At 72.8% G+C, this 16235-nt stretch carries 8 protein-coding genes and 1 pseudogene; 2 read left to right on the top strand and 7 right to left on the bottom strand.

What is annotated here, in order from left to right:
• Positions 1-36: 36 nt before the first annotated feature.
• The 6 genes from ACFWVC_RS06215 to ACFWVC_RS06190 form a co-directional block, all read right to left on the bottom strand.
• A complete protein-coding gene (locus ACFWVC_RS06215; RefSeq protein ID WP_384278807.1) occupies positions 37-903 on the bottom strand; it encodes a polysaccharide lyase in 867 nt (288 codons plus the stop codon).
• Positions 904-1008: 105 nt separating this feature from the next.
• The gene (locus tag ACFWVC_RS06210; protein WP_384278800.1) at positions 1009-3066 is read right to left on the bottom strand and encodes a right-handed parallel beta-helix repeat-containing protein; all 2058 of its coding nucleotides are present in this window, start codon (positions 3064-3066) and stop codon (positions 1009-1011) included.
• Between the two features lie 103 nt (positions 3067-3169).
• Positions 3170-4972, bottom strand: a complete 1803-nt coding sequence (locus ACFWVC_RS06205) for a right-handed parallel beta-helix repeat-containing protein (protein ID WP_384278794.1) — start codon at positions 4970-4972, stop codon at positions 3170-3172.
• The gene (locus ACFWVC_RS06200) at positions 4969-6216 is read right to left on the bottom strand and encodes a glycosyltransferase (protein WP_384278788.1); all 1248 of its coding nucleotides are present in this window, start codon (positions 6214-6216) and stop codon (positions 4969-4971) included. The genes ACFWVC_RS06205 and ACFWVC_RS06200 overlap by 4 nt, the downstream gene beginning before the upstream one ends.
• A gap of 188 nt (positions 6217-6404) precedes the next feature.
• Positions 6405-7301, bottom strand: coding sequence for a hypothetical protein (locus ACFWVC_RS06195; protein ID WP_384278782.1), 897 nt, complete (start codon positions 7299-7301; stop codon positions 6405-6407).
• A gap of 1446 nt (positions 7302-8747) precedes the next feature.
• Complete coding sequence (locus tag ACFWVC_RS06190; RefSeq protein ID WP_384278778.1) at positions 8748-10787, bottom strand: thioredoxin domain-containing protein; 2040 nt, start codon at positions 10785-10787, stop codon at positions 8748-8750.
• Positions 10788-10963: 176 nt separating this feature from the next.
• Here ACFWVC_RS06190 and ACFWVC_RS06185 point away from each other — a divergent pair, with 176 nt between their 5' ends.
• The gene (locus ACFWVC_RS06185) at positions 10964-11962 is read left to right on the top strand and encodes a helix-turn-helix domain-containing protein (RefSeq protein ID WP_384278773.1); all 999 of its coding nucleotides are present in this window, start codon (positions 10964-10966) and stop codon (positions 11960-11962) included.
• Between the two features lie 57 nt (positions 11963-12019).
• On the opposite strand, the gene ACFWVC_RS06180 is transcribed toward ACFWVC_RS06185, so the two are convergent.
• On the bottom strand, positions 12020-15409 hold the full coding sequence (locus ACFWVC_RS06180) for a S8 family serine peptidase (RefSeq protein WP_384278767.1): 3390 nt from the start codon (positions 15407-15409) through the stop codon (positions 12020-12022).
• A 496-nt stretch (positions 15410-15905) separates the two neighbouring features.
• On the opposite strand from ACFWVC_RS06180, the pseudogene ACFWVC_RS06175 reads away from it, so the two are divergent.
• Positions 15906-16235 (top strand): annotated as a pseudogene (locus tag ACFWVC_RS06175) (hypothetical protein); the annotation flags it as partial.

Below are 16235 nucleotides of genomic sequence, written 5' to 3'. Positions count from 1 at the left end.
AGGAAGTGAAGGGGTGGCGGCGGTGCGGGAGAACGGTCAGGCCCCGGGCAGCGGCCCGATGTAGCGGTCGGACACGGCGAAGGCGGCGAACTCGGCGTGCTGGGTGCGCGGTGTCGCCCAGCTCGGGTCCCCGCCGCCGAAGAAGGTCGAGAAGAACACTCCCCCGATGCCGAGCCGGCCGGTCGTCCGGAACTCCAGGCCCCGGCTGAGCAGGACCTGGGCGCCGTTCAGGAACACGGTGACCGATCCGTCCTTGTGTCCCGGGGTGTTGAGACGCACCGCCTGCTCCACGCAGGTCCACCGGCCGGCCGGCCAGCGCCAGTCGCCGCTGCCCAGCGAGGTGCCGTGCTCGACCGAGGTCGGGAGGTAGGCGTACACCTCGGCGGCGCCCCCGCGGCGCCACATGTAGCGGGTGGACAGGCCGTCCGAGCCGTCCGGGATGTGCTTGCCGCTGGTGACGGATCCGCCGTACAGACCGGGCAGCTTGCCCCCTTTGACGAAGTCGAAGTCCGCGGGGAAGCGCACGTAGTACCGCAGGCTCAGCGCGTCGACGGGCCCCGAGCGCAGCGCGAGATACAGCTGCGCCCCGCCCTCGGGGCTGCCGAAGTCCCTGGCGACGGTCGGGCTGGCCGAGCCCGCCGGATACCGCACCTGGAGCAGCCGGCCCAGCACCGGGTGCGGCGCGGCCGGCAGCCTGACGCGGGACAGCCCGAACGAACCGGCCGCGCGGGGCTCCAGCCGCGGCCCGAACACCCGGGCCGCGGAGGCCATGTCCAGCGTGGCGCCCTGGCCGGAGTCGGGACCGGTGGAGCGGGCGGAGCGGTCGCTGCCGTACGCGGAGCACGACACGAGGGCGGCCGCGGCCGACGCGCCGCCCCCCGCGATGAACAGCCGTCTGCGCATGGTGCCGCTCCTGTCCTGGGCCCGGTCCGCCCGGTGTCCCCGGTGTGACGTCGTGACGTGTGATCCCTGAACTGCCGGTCGGATGCCGATGGATTGAGGCGATCGTCAAGAGCTGCTGACGACCCGGTAGTCCACCTCCGCGGTGCCGGACGGCGCCGTGTGCAGCGTCAGCGTGCCGTCGGCGGCCGCGCTGCCGGTGGCGACGGTGGTGCCGCCGGCCGTCAGGGCGTACCGGGCACCGGGGGTGAGTCCGGTGGCCCGGAAGGCCAGGTCCGTCCCGGCCGTGCCCACCGCCACCAGGGCCTGGTACGGCGCCGCCCCGTTGGGCACACGGGCGGCGGCGGTGCCGGCGCCGGGCAGCACCGACAGCGGCAGCGGGGTCACGTTCACCGACGAGGTGCCGGCGACCGCCGGGGTCAGGGTCGCGGTGCCGCCGGCCGGGGTGATCACCGTGCTCACCCCCGGAAAGCCCGCGGCCTTGTAGACCGTGCCCGAGCCGCTGGTGAAGACCGCAGAACTGGCCGAGTCCACCTGGACCTTGGTCGTCTGGGCGGCGTTCTTGAAGACCATGCTGCCGGGCGTGGCCGAGTCGCCCTTGACGGTGTAGCCGAGCGAACCGGGCACGGTGTTGCCGTCGAAGACGGTGCCGGTGGTGTACTGCGTGAGCACACCGGAGTCGAAGGGCCCGGTGAAGGTGTTGCCGGTGAAGATCGTGCCGTCGGCCTGGTTGAGCTTGACCGCGTTGCTGCCGGTGGTGTCGAAGACGTTCCCGGTGAAGGTCAGGTCCGTCGGCCGGCCGGTGGCGTTGGTGTACGCCGGGAGGTCCGAGCCCTGGTAGGTGAAGACCGCGTACTGCACGCTGTCGGTGACGGTGTTTCCGTACGTGCTGATGTCCTTCGCGCCGACGCTGTAGCGCAGTCCGTACTCGGCGCCGCTCACGGTGTTGTTCCGGATGATGTCGTCGCTGCTGTCGAAGACGGCGATGCCGGCGCCATTGGGCTGGTCGTGGATGTCGTTGTCCTCGATCACCGTGTCGGTGACCCCGCGGTGGATCATGATGCCGTGCACCTGGTTGTCCGAGGCGTCGGTGTCGCCCGGGGGCAGGTACGGCGGGATGCCGTTGTGGTCCACCTCGTTGCGGGCGATCAGCAGGTGGTCGCAGCGCTGTGAGCAGATGATCCCGTGGTTGCCGTTGTGGTGCGAGTGGTTGTCGGTGATCGTGAGGTTGTCGGAGTCGTCGTGCGGGTCCAGTCCGTACGACTTGTTGTGGTCGTACTCGTTGCCGTCGAAGACCATGCCCTGGGCGTTGAAGGTGTAGGTGCCCATGTAGTTGTGGTGGAAGCGGCTGCGGATCTGGGAGCCGTGGACGTCGAGCGCCGCGCAGGCGTCCAGGTGGGTGGCGTCGCAGCCGCGGCCCTTGTACGCCACCCCGTAGCTCTCGGCCGCGTAGTAGCCGAGGTAGCCGAGGTCGCTGTCCACGATGTCCATCCGGGACTCCCGGGGGACCCCGTCGGCGTCGAGGAACGACAGCGCCCGTATGAAGGACCGCCCGCGCGAACCGGCAGGCGCGCCGGCGGGGACGCCCGGGTCGGTGTCCGGGCCGCCCGCCGCGTCGTCCCAGGAGGTGATGGCGACCGAGTCGATGTCGATCGTGCCGTACTGGGACGTGATCGAGTTGACGTTGGTCGCCACGTTGTCGGCCAGGCTGCGCAGCCGCAGGGTGTCCACGTCGCCGCCGTCGTCGGCCGACGTGCCGTGCAGGAGGAGCGTCGCGCCGTTCTGCACGACCAGGTCCGCGCTCAGCTCCCAGGTGCGGCTGGCCGCGTCGACCAGTCGCAGCGGCGCCGACGCGCACAGCGACGCGATGGCCGACAGGCTCGCGGTACCGGACTGGAGGTAGATCGTGTTCGTGCTCGACGCGTACCGGACCTGCCCCGAGCAGGTCGCCGCCGACGTCGTCCCGGCGGACAGCGTGAGGGCCCCGCCGACCAGCGCGGTCGTGGTCAGCGTGGCGGTGAGCGTCCGCAGCCGGCGCGGGCCGGGTGCGGTGCGGGAGTCGGCGGTGACGGAGGCGGTGGCGGAGGCGGTGGTCGAGGCGGTGGTCGAGGCGGTGGTCGAGGGCTCGCAGCAGGCGGGCCTCGTGGGACGACGGCGATCTCTCATGGTGCGGCTCCTGTGGTCACCGCCGGGATAGGAGCGGCGGCGGGTGGTGGCGGGTGGTGGGACGCGTCGGCAGCGCGGGGCGGCCGTCCGGCGGGCCGGCGGATCAGGCGGTGTTGCGTACGTGGGAGGCGACTTGCGGGGTCGGGGTCCTGCGGTGCCTGACCTGGTGGACGGTCTGCAGTCCGGCTGCCAGGGTCAGGGCCAGCAGGGCGGCGAATCCGAGCCAGGGGAAGGGCGGCAGGGTGACCCGGGTGTGGCCGATGCGGTGGACGTCGCCGGGCCCGAAGAGCGCGATGGGGGCGCGGACCCGGGAGTCGGTGAGGTCCATGCGGGCACCGCGGCCGACCTCGATCCCCTTGCGTTCGGCGAGTACGTCCAGTGCGGTGCCGGTCGCGTGCACGCCGGCCGCGAGGTGCAGGCCGCGGCGGGCGCCGCTGATCGTCAGGGTGTCCAGCCGGGCCGAGGCGCCCAGGTCGACGGCGGTGGTCGCACCGGAGACGGAGCCGCCGGTCACCCGCAGTCCCGGCGACGCGGAGGACAGGCCCTTCCTGGTGGTGCCGCTGACCCGCACATCGGTGAGCGTCACGGCGGAGGTGGTGTCGGAGGCGGTGACCCCGACCCGTCCGCCGCGCACGGTGACGCCGCGCAGCGACACCTCGTGGGCCTGCCCGTAGACCGAGACGCCGGTGAGGGAGTCGCTGACGGCGGTCTGCCGCACGCTCACGGCGGAGCCGGAGACGGCGATGCCGCGCTCGAAGCCCTGGACCGTGCCGCCCGAGACGGTGGCGCCGCCGATGCCCGCCGCGAGGGTGATGCCGGTGGTCCCCGAGCTGAACCGGGGGTCGACGACGGCCACTTGACTGCCCGCCCCGGAGACGGCCAGGGCGACCGGCGCGCCGTGCACGGTGGCGGTGTCGACAGTGCACGCGGCGCAGGACACCAGCCGGATGCCGCCGCCCTGGTCGCCCTGCGAGGTGACGCCGGTCAGCCGCAGGCCGCTTTGGGCCGTGGCCTTGATGCCGCTGCCCCGGTTGCCCGACGTGCCGACGCCGGTCAGGGCGCGGTCGTCGGTGCCTCCGGCGGTCAGGCCGTTGCGGCCGTTGTCCTGCGAGGCCAGGCCCTCGATGACGGTGCCGGCGTCCTTGTTCAGCACCACGCCGTCCTCAAGGGAGCCCTTGACCGTCACATCGGAGAGCTTGACGCCGGTGGACCCGGCCAGCCGCAGGCCGGTGCGATTGCCCACGAAGGAGGAGCCGACGGCGGAGCCGGTGCTGCCCTTGCCCCAGGTGACGCCGGAGAATCTGCTCAGGCCCGGTCCGGTGCCGGGGAGACCGAACCCGGTGACCGTGCTGTGGTCGAGGTCCAGCCGTCCGCCCGCGCCCATGAGGATGTAGGGGCGGCCGGCGGCGTCCCCGGCGGCGGGCTCGTTGCCGTCCTCGCCGACCGACCCGAGGGTGGCGTCCCGCACTTCGAGGCCGGCCCGGCTGCCGCGGATCCATGTCCCCGAGGCGGCCGTACGCCCCGCCGTGAAGAGCACCTTCGCGGTGTCCGGCCCGATCCGCAGGGTGGTGCCGGGAGTGAGCAGCACGGCGGTCTTCATCTGCACCGCGGCGGTCCCGCCCCCGGAGGAACGGGCGACCCAGTCGTGCCCCGCGTTGGCCACGAGCCAGCTCAGGGGAAGGGCGCCCGCCTGCGGGTACAGCCGGCGGACCACGGTGCCCCGGCTGACCAGGGCGACGGTGCCCGGCCGGATCACCATCAGCCGCTCGGGGCGGCCGGTCCGCTCCCAGGCCGCGGTGTCCGGGTCGCCGGCGGCGACAGCGACGGACGGTATCGCGGCGGACAGCACTGCGGTGGACAGTGCCGCGGCCACGGTGATGGCAAGGGTGCGCAGCGCGGGGCTCACGCGACCACCTCCGACTGGGCGGGCTGGGCCTGCGCGGGAACCGAGGCCGTACGGACCACGACGCCGTTCTCCACCGAGACCTGGCGGGTGAGCCAGCGCTGCTTGCGGATCGTGGCCAGAGCGCACAGCTTGACCACGGCCATGACGAACGAGACCACCACGAAGCCCGGCACCAGGAAGAACGACGACGGCTTGCGGACCAGGTGCGGCAGGATCTTCATGGACCGGCTGATCCACCACCAGCCGGCCAGGCAGGCGACGAAGAACCAGTCCTCACGGACGATCGCGAGCGTCATGAAGATCGGGGAGAAGAGCAGCGTGAAGCTGCTGACCCCCTTGTCGATCATGGTGAAGGCCAGGAAGGGGTGCCGCCAGACCCAACGCCGCGACAGCGCCCGCAGGTCGGAGCGCCAGGTGTTGCGGGCCCAGCGCAGCCGCTGCTTGAGGAAGATCCGTACCGTCCCCGGGAAGGTGGACCACACCCGTGCGGAGCGCTGCATGAAGGCCAGGTGGCCGCGCTCCAGGATGAGCGTGGTCAGCCGCTTGTCGTCCCCCGACATGCAGGGCACGCCCATGAACGTCTCGGCCATGAAGTCTTCGGATATCTCCAGCAGCAGTTCCCGCCGGTAGACCGCGGTGCGGCCGGAGAGGCAGGAGACCGCCCGGCCCATCCGGGACTGGGCGGCGTTCTCGTCGAAGTACCGGTAGTCCAGGAACATGTCGTTCACGCGCTGGAGGAAGCCCTTGGGGTTGTAGACGTTCTGCCGGGTGCCCACTCCGCCCACCTTCGGGTCGGCGAAGGGCCTGCACGCCTCGGCGGCCACGTCGTCGGCCCAGATGGTGTCGGAGTCGACGAGCGCCACGAGTTCGGTGCTGCACGCCTCCCACCCGCGCACCAGCGCGTCCCGTTTGCCCGGGACGTCGGTGATGACGACGGTGACCGGGTACCGGGCGGCGATGTCCTGGCAGGCCTGGTCGGTGACGTCGATGACCAGGACCACCTCCTCGACGTCGTTCGCCAGCCAGGACTCGATCGCGAGCGCGAAGATCTCGGGGTCCTCCTGGTACACGGGGACCACGATGCTCATGGGCAGCCTGAAGTCGTCGGCCACGGGCCGGTAGAGAGACGCCGGCGCCCGGCGGACCAGCCAGAACGTCCAGCGCACCAGGCCCAGGATGCCCAGCGGGAGGTAGACGAGGTAGTACCGGAAGTCGAGGACGGTGGTGTCGAAGAGTCCGCTCATGGCCCTGTTCTCGTGGTGTGCGGTGCGACAGCGGGCTGTGTGGTGACGCGGGCGGGGCCGGGGCCCGGGAGGGGAGTGTCCACGGTCCCCGGGGGTCGGGCAGGGACCGGGACGCCCGGGCCCCGGCGGCTTCCGGGGCCGGGCGCCTGCCGGGGCGCGGGCCACGCCGTGGGGCGTGGCCGGCCGGACTACGCGACCTCGGCCGTGAGGGCGTCCGCCTCCTGGTCGACCTTCTCGGCGAGGGTGTCGTTGACGGCGACGACGGCGCGCAGCAGCGGCATGTCCAGGCCGATCGTGTCCGCGAGGCCGAGGAAGCCCTGCGTGTCCTTGGGCAGGCACACCCCGCCGTAGGGGGCGCCGCCGCGAATGCCGTACAGCGGGTTGTAGGAGCCCTCGGCGGAGCGGGCCACGGTCTGGGCGATGGGATCGAGGTCCAGGCCGAGCGTCTGGCTGACCAGCCACATCTCGTTCCAGAAGCTGATCTTCGTCGCGTTGTAGATGTTGTGCGCGCACTTGACGAACTCGGCCTCCGCCGGGTCGGCGAAGAAGCGCATCTCCCCGCCGAACGGCAGCAGCAGTTCGGCCAGCCGCTCCCTGGTCCGCGCGCTGCGCGAGGCGACCACCGTCATCCACGGGTAGCGGAAGTCCTCGACGGCGGACGCCGCCCGCAGGAACTCCGGGTTGCTGGCGAGCATGAAGTCCTCGCCCAGGCGGCCGCCCGAGTGCTTCTCCAGCAGCGGCTGGACGAGACCCTCGGCGGTGCCCGGCGGCACGGTGGAGCGGACCACCACGATGTGCTTCTCCGCGGCGTCCGCCAGCGCCTCGCCCACCGAGGTGGAACCCGCCTCGAACGCGGACAGGTCGTAGCGGTGCCCGACGTTGGGCGTCGGGAGGGTGAGGAAGATGAATGCGCCCGGTTCGGCGCGCAGATCGAGGGTGTCGCGTGCGTCGAGCCCTTCCGAGCGCAGCTGGTCTATGCGCTGGGGCAGGACATCGATGAATGTCACCTCGTGGCCGGCATGGATAAAACCCTTGCCGGTGGCGGTGCCGACGACACCGGAACCAACGATGAATATTCTGGCCATGGGACTGCCTCCTGATGGGACCTTGACGGGATACGTATGGCGCCGACATCAGCGTGGAATTCATGTGAAGCACGGGTGAACGGACGGCCGGGATGAATAGGGAGATCCGGCGGCCCCGCGCCCGCCGGTCACGGCGGGCAGGGCACGACGAGGCGGGAGCCGCCCGGACGCTGCGCCGGCCGCTGCGCGGGAGACTGACCGACGTCGTGTGAGCCGACGGCCGGATGGGCCCGATTGGATCCGGTAGGCCACGGCAGGTCGAGCCGTCCCCGCACGGGCAGCCGGGAACACCACCGGGACGCCCGGTGGCACACCATGGCCACCACGCCTACCTGCGGTTTTCCACCGATCCGCACCGAACGGCGACGTCGGGACCCACGGGGTCACCGGGCGAGCCCGGCCGGCTCACTGGGCCGGCATCGCCCCCCGGCCCGGCGGGGGCCACTGATGGCGGCCGGTGCGGCCGCGCTTCCGGAGCCGGCAGCGGTTCGCCGCCTTCGGCGCCGTGCATTCCCGACGACGCGGTGCCGCACCCCAAGCGGCCCCGCACCCCTGAATCGTGAGTGCCATGCTGCACTCACCCCCCCTCCGAGTCGGAGTAAGAAAGTTATACAGGGGCGGTGGGAGCTCGTGTGTAAAAGAGTTTGTTACGGGCACATGTTGTCCAGATGACGCGCCGGGCGCCGCCCGCCGGCTGACGAGCCGCCAGAAGTACGCCTGCGTAAGCGAATCAAGATCACGGCCCCGGCCCATTCGGCACTCCCCCGGAATCGAGGGCGCCCACCGGAATACGGCGGGCCGGTATCCGGAATTTGAAAGGCCCCTAATTTCGCGTGATTACAGGCCCTTTACAGGATGCGCACATCACATCTGGGGTGCCTTCACAATTCTGTGCGGCATGCACCGACTCGGTGCCGCACCCCGCACCGCACCGCCGGGGGCCGGACCCGACACCGTTCCACCTGCGCCACGCTCCCGCGATGCGGCGCGCCGCCACGACGCGGCAGGGGCGGCGGACATCGTTCCGAATACGGACGTCCACGCACCATGACACGGCATCAAATACCAACGGGAATCAGACAGTCCACCAGATCCGGGACACGGCACTCCGTTCGGTACACCGGGCACCAGTTCGGCGGACGAAAGCCCGCGCCCAATTCCCGGCGGGCCGGCCGGGGCGGGCGAGCCGAACGCCACAGCGCGTCACCGACAGTGAGCGGTGCGCAGCGCTCCCGGGGTCACCGAGACCGTCTCACGGCCCATGATCACCCGGCAGTACCGGTCATGTCCGGAACCGGACACTTTCCGTTCGGCCTCCCGTAAGGCCGTCCCAAAACGGGCCATTTCATGGCAAACCGCTCTGGCGCATCGTCACCAGCGGTCCCTCCGACCGCACTTGTCGATCAGGGCGCACCGGAATGAACCCCGCCGGGGCGCGGCCCTGGTTCAGCGAGCGCCGAGCTGCTCCCCCAGGGTTTCGGGGTCGGCGGTCGGGGCCGCGCAGACGAAGTGCCGGCAGACGTAGGCGGCCGGACGGTCGCCGAGGTCGCCGAGCAGCGGGCGGTCGGCCAGCAGGGCGTACTCGTCGGAGCCGGGCGCGCCCACCGCGACCACCGCGCCCGGGGCGGTGCCCAGCAGCGCGACCCGGTGCAGCGCCGCCGTCCCGGCGTCGCCTGCCGGGCCGACCACGGCGACCTCGCGGGGGCCGTCGAGTGCCGCCTCGGCGACCGCCAGCCCCCAGCCGATGAACCGCGGCACCCGGGCGGCGAGGGCGCCCACGACCCCGAGCGCCTGCTCGGCGGCCTCGCGGTGCCGCGTCGAGCCGGTGTACGCGGCGTACGACAGCAGGGCCCCGGCGGCGGCCGTCCAGCCCGAGGGGGCCGCGTTGTCGGTCGGGTCCTGGGGCCGTCGGATCAGCGCCTCCGCGTCGTCCGCGGTGTCGTAGAGCGCCCCCGCCTCCCCGGTGAAGTGCCCCAGCACGGAGTCGAGCAGCAGCCCCGCGAAGTCCAGCCACACACCCTCGCCGGTCACCGCCGTGAGCGCCAGGAAGCCCTCCGCGACGTCCGCGTAGTCCTCCAGCACACCGGCGTTGACGCCCACGACGCCGTCCCGCGAGGTCCGGGCCAGCCGGCCGTGCTCGTCCATGTGGACCCGCACCAGCAGGTCCGCGGCCTCCACGGCGGCCGCGACGAGGTCCGGCCGGCCGAAGTACGCGCCCGTCTCGGCCAGCGCGGCGATCGCCAGCCCGTTCCACGCGGCGACGACCTTGTCGTCCCGGCCGGGGCGCGGGCGGGCCTCGCGCGCCGTGAAGAGCCGTTCCCGCACGGAGGCGATGCGCTCCGCGTCGGCCGGCCCCGCGTCGGCGGGGAGTTGGAGCACGGACGCGCCCTCTTCGAAGGTGCCCTCCTGCGTCACCCCGAAGTGCGCGGCGGCCAGCGCCGCGTCCGCCGGGCCGAGGACGTCCTCCAGTTCCGCCGGCGTCCAGACGTAGAACGCCCCCTCGCCGTGGCCGCCGCCCGGCTTGTCGCTGTCGGCGTCGAGCGCGGAGGCGAAGCCGCCCTCGTGGGTGCGCAGTTCACGGACGAGGAAGCCGGCGGTCTCCAGGGCGACCCGGCGGGCCGCGTCGGAACCGGTGGCGCGCCACAGGTGGGCGTAGACCCGGCACAGCAGGGCGTTGTCGTAGAGCATCTTCTCGAAGTGCGGCACCACCCACCCCCGGTCCACGGAGTAGCGCGCGAAGCCGCCCCCGAGCTGGTCGTAGATGCCGCCGCGGGCCATCGCCTCGCAGGTGTCCGCCGCCATCTGCAGCGCGCCCTCGGAGCCGGTGCGCGCGTGGTGCCGCAGCAGGAACTCCAGGGCCATCGACGGCGGGAACTTGGGCGCGCCGCCGAACCCGCCGTGCGAGGCGTCGTAGTCCCGGGTCAGCCCGAGCAGCGCCGCGGCGAGTTCCTGCTCCCCCGGGACACCGGTTCCGCCGAGGTCCATCGAGCGGCCTCCCAGGTCCTTGACGATGCTCGCCGCGACCTCCCCGACCTCGTCGCGACGCTCGCGCCAGGCGGCCTCGACCCCCTGCAGCACCTGCCGGAACGAGGGCATGCCGTGCCGCGGCGCGGGCGGGAAGTAGGTGCCGAAGTAGAACGGCTCGCGCTCCGGGGTCAGGAACACCGTCATCGGCCAGCCGCCCTGCCCGGTCGCCGCCTGCACGGCCTCCATGTAGACGGCGTCGACGTCGGGCCGCTCCTCGCGGTCGACCTTCACCGACACGAAGTGCTCGTTGAGGTACGCGGCGGTCGCCTCGTCCTCGAAGGACTCCGCCGCCATGACATGGCACCAGTGGCAGCTGCTGTACCCCACGCTGAGCAGCACCGGCACCCCGCGCTCCCGCGCCCGCGCGAACGCCTCCTCGCCCCACGGCCACCAGTGCACGGGGTTGTCGGCGTGCTGGAGCAGATACGGCGACGTGGAACCGCTCAGTCGATTGACCATGGTCCCAGCCTCACACATCGCGTGCCGTCGCCGCGCCCCTCCCGTACCGCCACGCGGTCGGCCCCGGTAGCAGTCGTTGTCCGCGGGCTGATGTCTGATGGAATCGGCCGCCGGACCGAACGCGTTCTCCGACGCGGCCACCGGCGATCACGCCGGGCGGTGAAGGGAGGAGCGACATGCTGGACACCGTGGGCCTCACGGTCGCCGAGGGCGAGGTGTACCGCCTGCTGCTCGTCACCGAGTCGGCGTCCGCCGAGGAGATCTCCGGCAGCTGCGAACTGGACACCGCGGCGGCCCGCCGGCTGCTGCTCGCGCTGGAGGCCAAGGGACTGGCGTACCCGGTGGAGGACAGTCCCGGCTGGTTCGCGGCCATCCCGCCGGAGGTCGCCCTCGTGCCGCGGCTCCAGCGCCAGTCGGAGGCCCTGGAACAGACCCGGGCGGCCGTGCTCGAGATGGTGCAGACGTACCAGCGCGGCGCCCGGGCCCGCGTCGGGGGCGAGGCGATCGAGATCATCAGCGGCGCGGCCGCCCTGCGGCAGCGGCTGCGGCAGCTCCAGGACGGCAGCCGCCGCGAGATGTTGTGGTTCTGCAAGGCCGGTTACGTGGCCATGCCCCCGGAGAGCAATCAGGAGCAGTTCGCCGCGCACGACCGGGGCGTGCTCTACCGGGTCCTGTACGAGCAGGCGTACTTCGACGACCCCGGCTCGGTCGACAACGTCGTCGAAGGGGTGCGCGCCGGCGAGGCCGCCCGCGCCGTGCCGCGGCTGCCCTTGCGGATGGCGGTCTCCGACCGGTCGGTGGCCGTCCTGCCGCTGGCCTCCCCGGGTGCGCCCGGCAGCCCCAGGGAGCTCAAGGCGGCGCTGGTGCGGGAGAGCAGTCTGCTGGAGGGGCTGATCGACCTCTTCGAGCGCTACTGGGAGGTCGGCGCCCCGCTCCGGGTGACCGAGGAGGGGCGGATCGGCGGCGCCGGCCCCGAGGATGCCGCGTCACTGGTTCCGGAGGACCGGCACCTGCTGTCCCTGATGGTCGCCGGCCTGACCGACGAGGCGATCGCCGGGCAGCTCCGCGTGAGCAAGCGCACCGTCCAGCGCCGCGTCCAGGGGCTGATGAGCCTCGCGGGCGTCGCGACCCGCATGCAGCTGGGCTGGCACGCGGCACGCCGGAACTGGCTCTGAGACGGCGCACGGGGCCCGCCGGACGGATCCGGCGGGCCCCGTGGTGCCGCGCTCCCGTCACTTCAGGAGGTAGGCCTTGATCACGGTCTGCTTGAAGGAGTTGCCCGCGGCGTCGCGCACATAGGTGCGCAGGCTCACCGAGCCGCCCTCGGAACGGTGCGGGCTGTCCACGGTCACGGTGCGCTCCATGCCGGAGCCCTTGACCTTCACCGGGTTCCAGGTCCTGCCCTCGTCGTAGGAGGCCTCGACGGTGAAGGTGCGGACGGGCGACTCGACGGCGCCGGGCGTCCGCTGGATCAGGACCGGGATGCGGAGCTCACGACCGGCCCTGGCACGGTTCCACTCGTCCAGTTCGGGCGCCATGCGCACCGCGTACAGCGGCAGCGCCTGACGGGTCGCGGTGGTCTGCGACCGGAAGCGCCATTCGGCCGACACGTGGGTGGAGACCGAGCTGGGGGCGAGATCGCGGTCGTGCTCGACCGTCAGGCGGTAGTCGGCGGGGGTCGTGTCGGCGGGTACGTCGCTCATGCTCCAGTCCTCGGAGACGAGTTCGCCGTTGCGCCGCAGCTCCGCCGTGGGCAGGCCGGCCGTCGTGTCGGCCACCAGGTCGAGGTTTCCGTTCGCGGCCGACTGGAAGGGGCGGTACATGGTGTCGCCCTCGCGGAAGGCGGCCATCGAGGCTGCGAGGCCCACGGCCTGGATCCCGCCGTTCCAGCGCTCCTCGACCTTGGCGCCGGCCTTGTAGCTGTGCAGGTCGCCGAGGTAGCTCTGTCCGCGGGTGTCCGGGTCGAAGAAGTTGTTCTGGTCGAAGGCCGTCTGCCAGCGCAGGCCGTCGGCCGCCGAGAAGTAGTCGACCCGCCGGGTCGGAACCGGCAGCCCCGTCATCGAGGGCGCGCTGAAGCGGACGTTGTCGACGTACATCCAGACGAGGCGGGCAGCGGTGGTTCCCGGGGTGGTGGCGGCGAAGGTGGTGTCCACCTTGGCCAGTTCCGACGTCCGGGGGCGGTACCCCGGATCGGCCGGGATGCCGCCGTGCACCGGCCGGGAGAGGTAGTAGACCGAGGAGGGATTGCCGTCCGCGCCGGTGGGGTCACCCCAGACGGTGCTGACGAGGTAGGTGAACTTCGCGTCCTTGTCGCGCGCCGTCGGGGTCGCGTACACGCCCTCGATGTGGTCCTCGCCGATCGCGTTGTACATGGTCACGGAGAGCAGTTCGTCGCCCAGGCTGATGGTGCCGATCTCCGCCGAGAGGATGCGCGCCGAGCGGCTCGGCGCCGAGACGGTCACGGGCTTGGCCTTCCGCGCGTCGATGGCGACCTGCCGGTCGGCGGTCATCACGACCTTCGGCACGCCCACGATGACGCCCTCGGTGAACGACGCGTCGAAGAAGAAGCCGCTCACCGAGTAGGTGTCCTTCGGCAGCCGCACCACGGTGCTGCTCTTGCCGAGCGCCTCCACCTCGTAGGACTTGTGGTCGGCCGACTGGACGAGCAGGTAGGCGGTGTCGGGGGCCGCGCCCGTACGGCTCCTCATGTCGATGCGCAGGTCGTAGGACGGCTGCTCCAGGTCCATGCCGAACGGGACGCGCACCGAGACCAGCCCGTCCGCGGTGGCCGCGCTCACCACGCCGCTGTAGGCGGCGTAGGCCGTGGTCGCCTCCGGGGTCACGGTGAGGGTGACGTCCGCCGTTCCGTGCGCGGGCACGGTGACCGTGTCGGCGCTCAGCCGGAACAGGCCGGCGGGGGCGGGCTTGTCCAGCAGGCCGCTGCCCGCGTTCTGCGCCAGCCGGAGGGTGACCGGGGCGGCGCCCGGGTTGCGGTAGGTGATCTTCCGGCTCACCGGCGGCCGCCGGCCGTCGGTCCAGCGGACCAGTCCGAAGTCCACTCCGGCGACGTCGGCGGTGACCTCCTGGTCGACCGCACGGGCCACGTCGACCCGCCCGGAGCCCTGGTAGTAGGCGCCGTGCTCCATGGCACCGGTCGCCGACTGCATCAGCTGGCGCTTGACCTGCTCGGCGGTCCAGTCCGGGTGCTGCTGGAACAGGACGGCGGCGGCGCCGACCACGTGCGGCGTGGCCATGGACGTGCCGTCCATCGCGATGTAGCCGTCGTCGGCGGTGGTGCCGCCCGCTCTGGCGGCGACGACGCCGACGCCGGGGGCGATGATGTCCGGCTTGAGGCCGGAGTCGCCGGTCCGCGGGCCGACCGAGCTGAAGACGGCGCGGTCGTCGTCGGCCTCGGCGGCGCCGACGGCCAGCGCGCGGTCCGCGGAGGCGGGCGAGGAGACCTTGCTGCCGGAGCCGTTGTTGCCGGCCGCGGCCACCACCAGGACGCCGTAGTCACGGCTGACGGTGTCGACCATCGCCTCGACGGCGTCGGTCTCCGGCGTGTCCGTGTCGCCCAGGCTGAGGTTGATCACCTTGGCGCCGTGCTGGGCCGCCCAGGCCAGGCCCTCGATGATGGCGGAGTTGTCGCAGTTGCCGTCCCCGGTGCACACCTTGCCGGAGAGGATCCGCACACCGGGTGCCACGCCCTTGTACCGGCCGTCGGAGAGCGCGCCGGAACCGGCGATGGTCGAGGTGACGTGGGTGCCGTGCCCCATCAGGTCGTCGGTGTTCGGCTCGCCGGTGAAGTTCGCCGACTCGGTGACGAGGCCCTTGAGGTCCGGGTGGTTCGGGTCGTAACCGGTGTCCAGCACCGCGACCTTGACGCCGGTGCCGGTCAAGCCCTTCTCCCAGGCGTGCGGGGCGCCGATGCGGGTCACCGTGCTCTCGGCCTGGACCTTGGAATGCCCGTCGAGCCAGACCCGGCGCACACCCGCGCCGAAGGACGTGGCGCCCGCCCGGCCGGGGGCTATGCCCTTCCAGAACTCCGCGGCGTCCTGCCGGTGTTCGGTCAGCGTCGCGAAGGGGGTTCCGGCGACGGTCCGGGCGCCGACGGCCCCGGCCGTGGTGAGCCGGCGCTCGGCGGTGCCCGCGTCGCCCGCGTACTGGACGATCAGCGGCAGGCTCGACCGCTCGTCGTACTTCCCCTTGACCAGGGCCGAGACGTTGAACAGCGCCGCGTCGAGGCGGTCGGTGGCCAGCAGCGGGAGGGCGTCGGCGGGTATGACGATCCAGTCCCGGCCGTTCCGGCGCTTGACGAACGTGATGTGCTCGCGCCCCTTCGCGGGCTCGGCCGTGACGCTCTGCCTGCCCGAGGGGTCCGTCTCCAGCGTGACCCGGTCACCGGTGATCAGGGTGACCTGGTGCCGGGTGACGCCGGCCGCGCCGCCCTGCGCACCGGAGCCGGCCTGCGCGGCGCCGCGGCCGGTGTCCTGGCCGGTGTCCTGTGCCGCACCGGGTGTCGCGGTCAGGCCTGCCAGCAGCGCCGCGAGAGCCGCGGCCGCCACGTACTGCGGCCGCGGGCTCCTGACCCTCGGCCGCCACCTGCTGTTCATGTGTCTCATGGCGGGAAGCATGTCGTCGCTGATGGCGGGGGTCAGTACCCCTTGGCTGTCCAGCAGGCGCCAAGTCACCTTTGCGCCACGGCACGAGGGGCACGAAGCGGCCCAAGCGGGGACGAAGTCACGGCAGCCCGCCCGGTGGCCGCCGCGCGCCCGGGCGGCGTTTGGGGCATCGTGCGGCCCGCCACCGGGCACGACCTCGCGGTCGGCGACCCGGTCGACGGCCGATACCGGGCCCTGTCCACCGCCGACGGCGGCCTCAGTCGGCGCGTGCCCTCCGCGGGCGAGGCGTCGTTCGCGGCGAGCCCTCCGTGGCGCGCGTCCTGCACTCTCCCGACCGGGGCGGCTTTTGGAGCATCGTGCGGCCCGCCACCGCGCACGGCCTCGCGGTCGGCGACCCGGTCGACGGCCGGTACCGGGCCCTGTCCACCGCCGACGGCGGCCGCAGTCGGCGCGTACTGCCCTCCGCGGGCGAGGCGTCGTTCGCAGCGAGCGGCCAGTGCCTGGTGAGCCCGGGCCCACGCGATGTGCGGCCGGCGACGGGCGGGGCCTCGCGGTCGGCGACCCGGTCGACGGCCGGCACCGGGCCCTGTCCACCGCGGACGGCGGCCGCAGTCGGCGCGTGCCCTCCGCGGCGCGCGTCCTGCACTCCCCCGACCGGGGCGGCGCCCGGGGCACCGTCCGGCCCGCCACCGCGCACGACCTCGCGGTCGGCGACCCGGTCGACGGCCGATACCGGGCCCTGTCCACCGCCGACGGCGGCCGCAGTCGGCGCGTACTGCCCTCCGCGGGCGAGGCGTCGTTCGCAGCGAGCGGCCAGTGCCTGGTG

It is taken from the genome of Streptomyces sp. NPDC058691 (assembly GCF_042714775.1).
GTDB lineage: Bacteria > Actinomycetota > Actinomycetes > Streptomycetales > Streptomycetaceae > Actinacidiphila.
The sequence above is the reverse complement of the archived record's forward strand: the minus strand, read 5'-3'. Positions and strand labels throughout refer to the sequence as shown.

What these genes read in the sequence shown, in the direction of transcription:
- ACFWVC_RS06215 (WP_384278807.1), bottom strand. Translation starts at nt 903, where the DNA reads ATGCGCAGACGGCTGTTCATCGCGGGGGGCGGCGCGTCGGCCGCGGCC.
- ACFWVC_RS06210 (WP_384278800.1), bottom strand. Translation starts at nt 3,066, where the DNA reads ATGAGAGATCGCCGTCGTCCCACGAGGCCCGCCTGCTGCGAGCCCTCG.
- ACFWVC_RS06200 (WP_384278788.1), bottom strand. Translation starts at nt 6,216, where the DNA reads ATGAGCGGACTCTTCGACACCACCGTCCTCGACTTCCGGTACTACCTC.
- ACFWVC_RS06195 (WP_384278782.1), bottom strand. Translation starts at nt 7,301, where the DNA reads ATGGCCAGAATATTCATCGTTGGTTCCGGTGTCGTCGGCACCGCCACC.
- ACFWVC_RS06190 (WP_384278778.1), bottom strand. Translation starts at nt 10,787, where the DNA reads ATGGTCAATCGACTGAGCGGTTCCACGTCGCCGTATCTGCTCCAGCAC.
- ACFWVC_RS06185 (WP_384278773.1), top strand. Translation starts at nt 10,964, where the DNA reads ATGCTGGACACCGTGGGCCTCACGGTCGCCGAGGGCGAGGTGTACCGC.
- ACFWVC_RS06180 (WP_384278767.1), bottom strand. Translation starts at nt 15,409, where the DNA reads ATGAGACACATGAACAGCAGGTGGCGGCCGAGGGTCAGGAGCCCGCGG.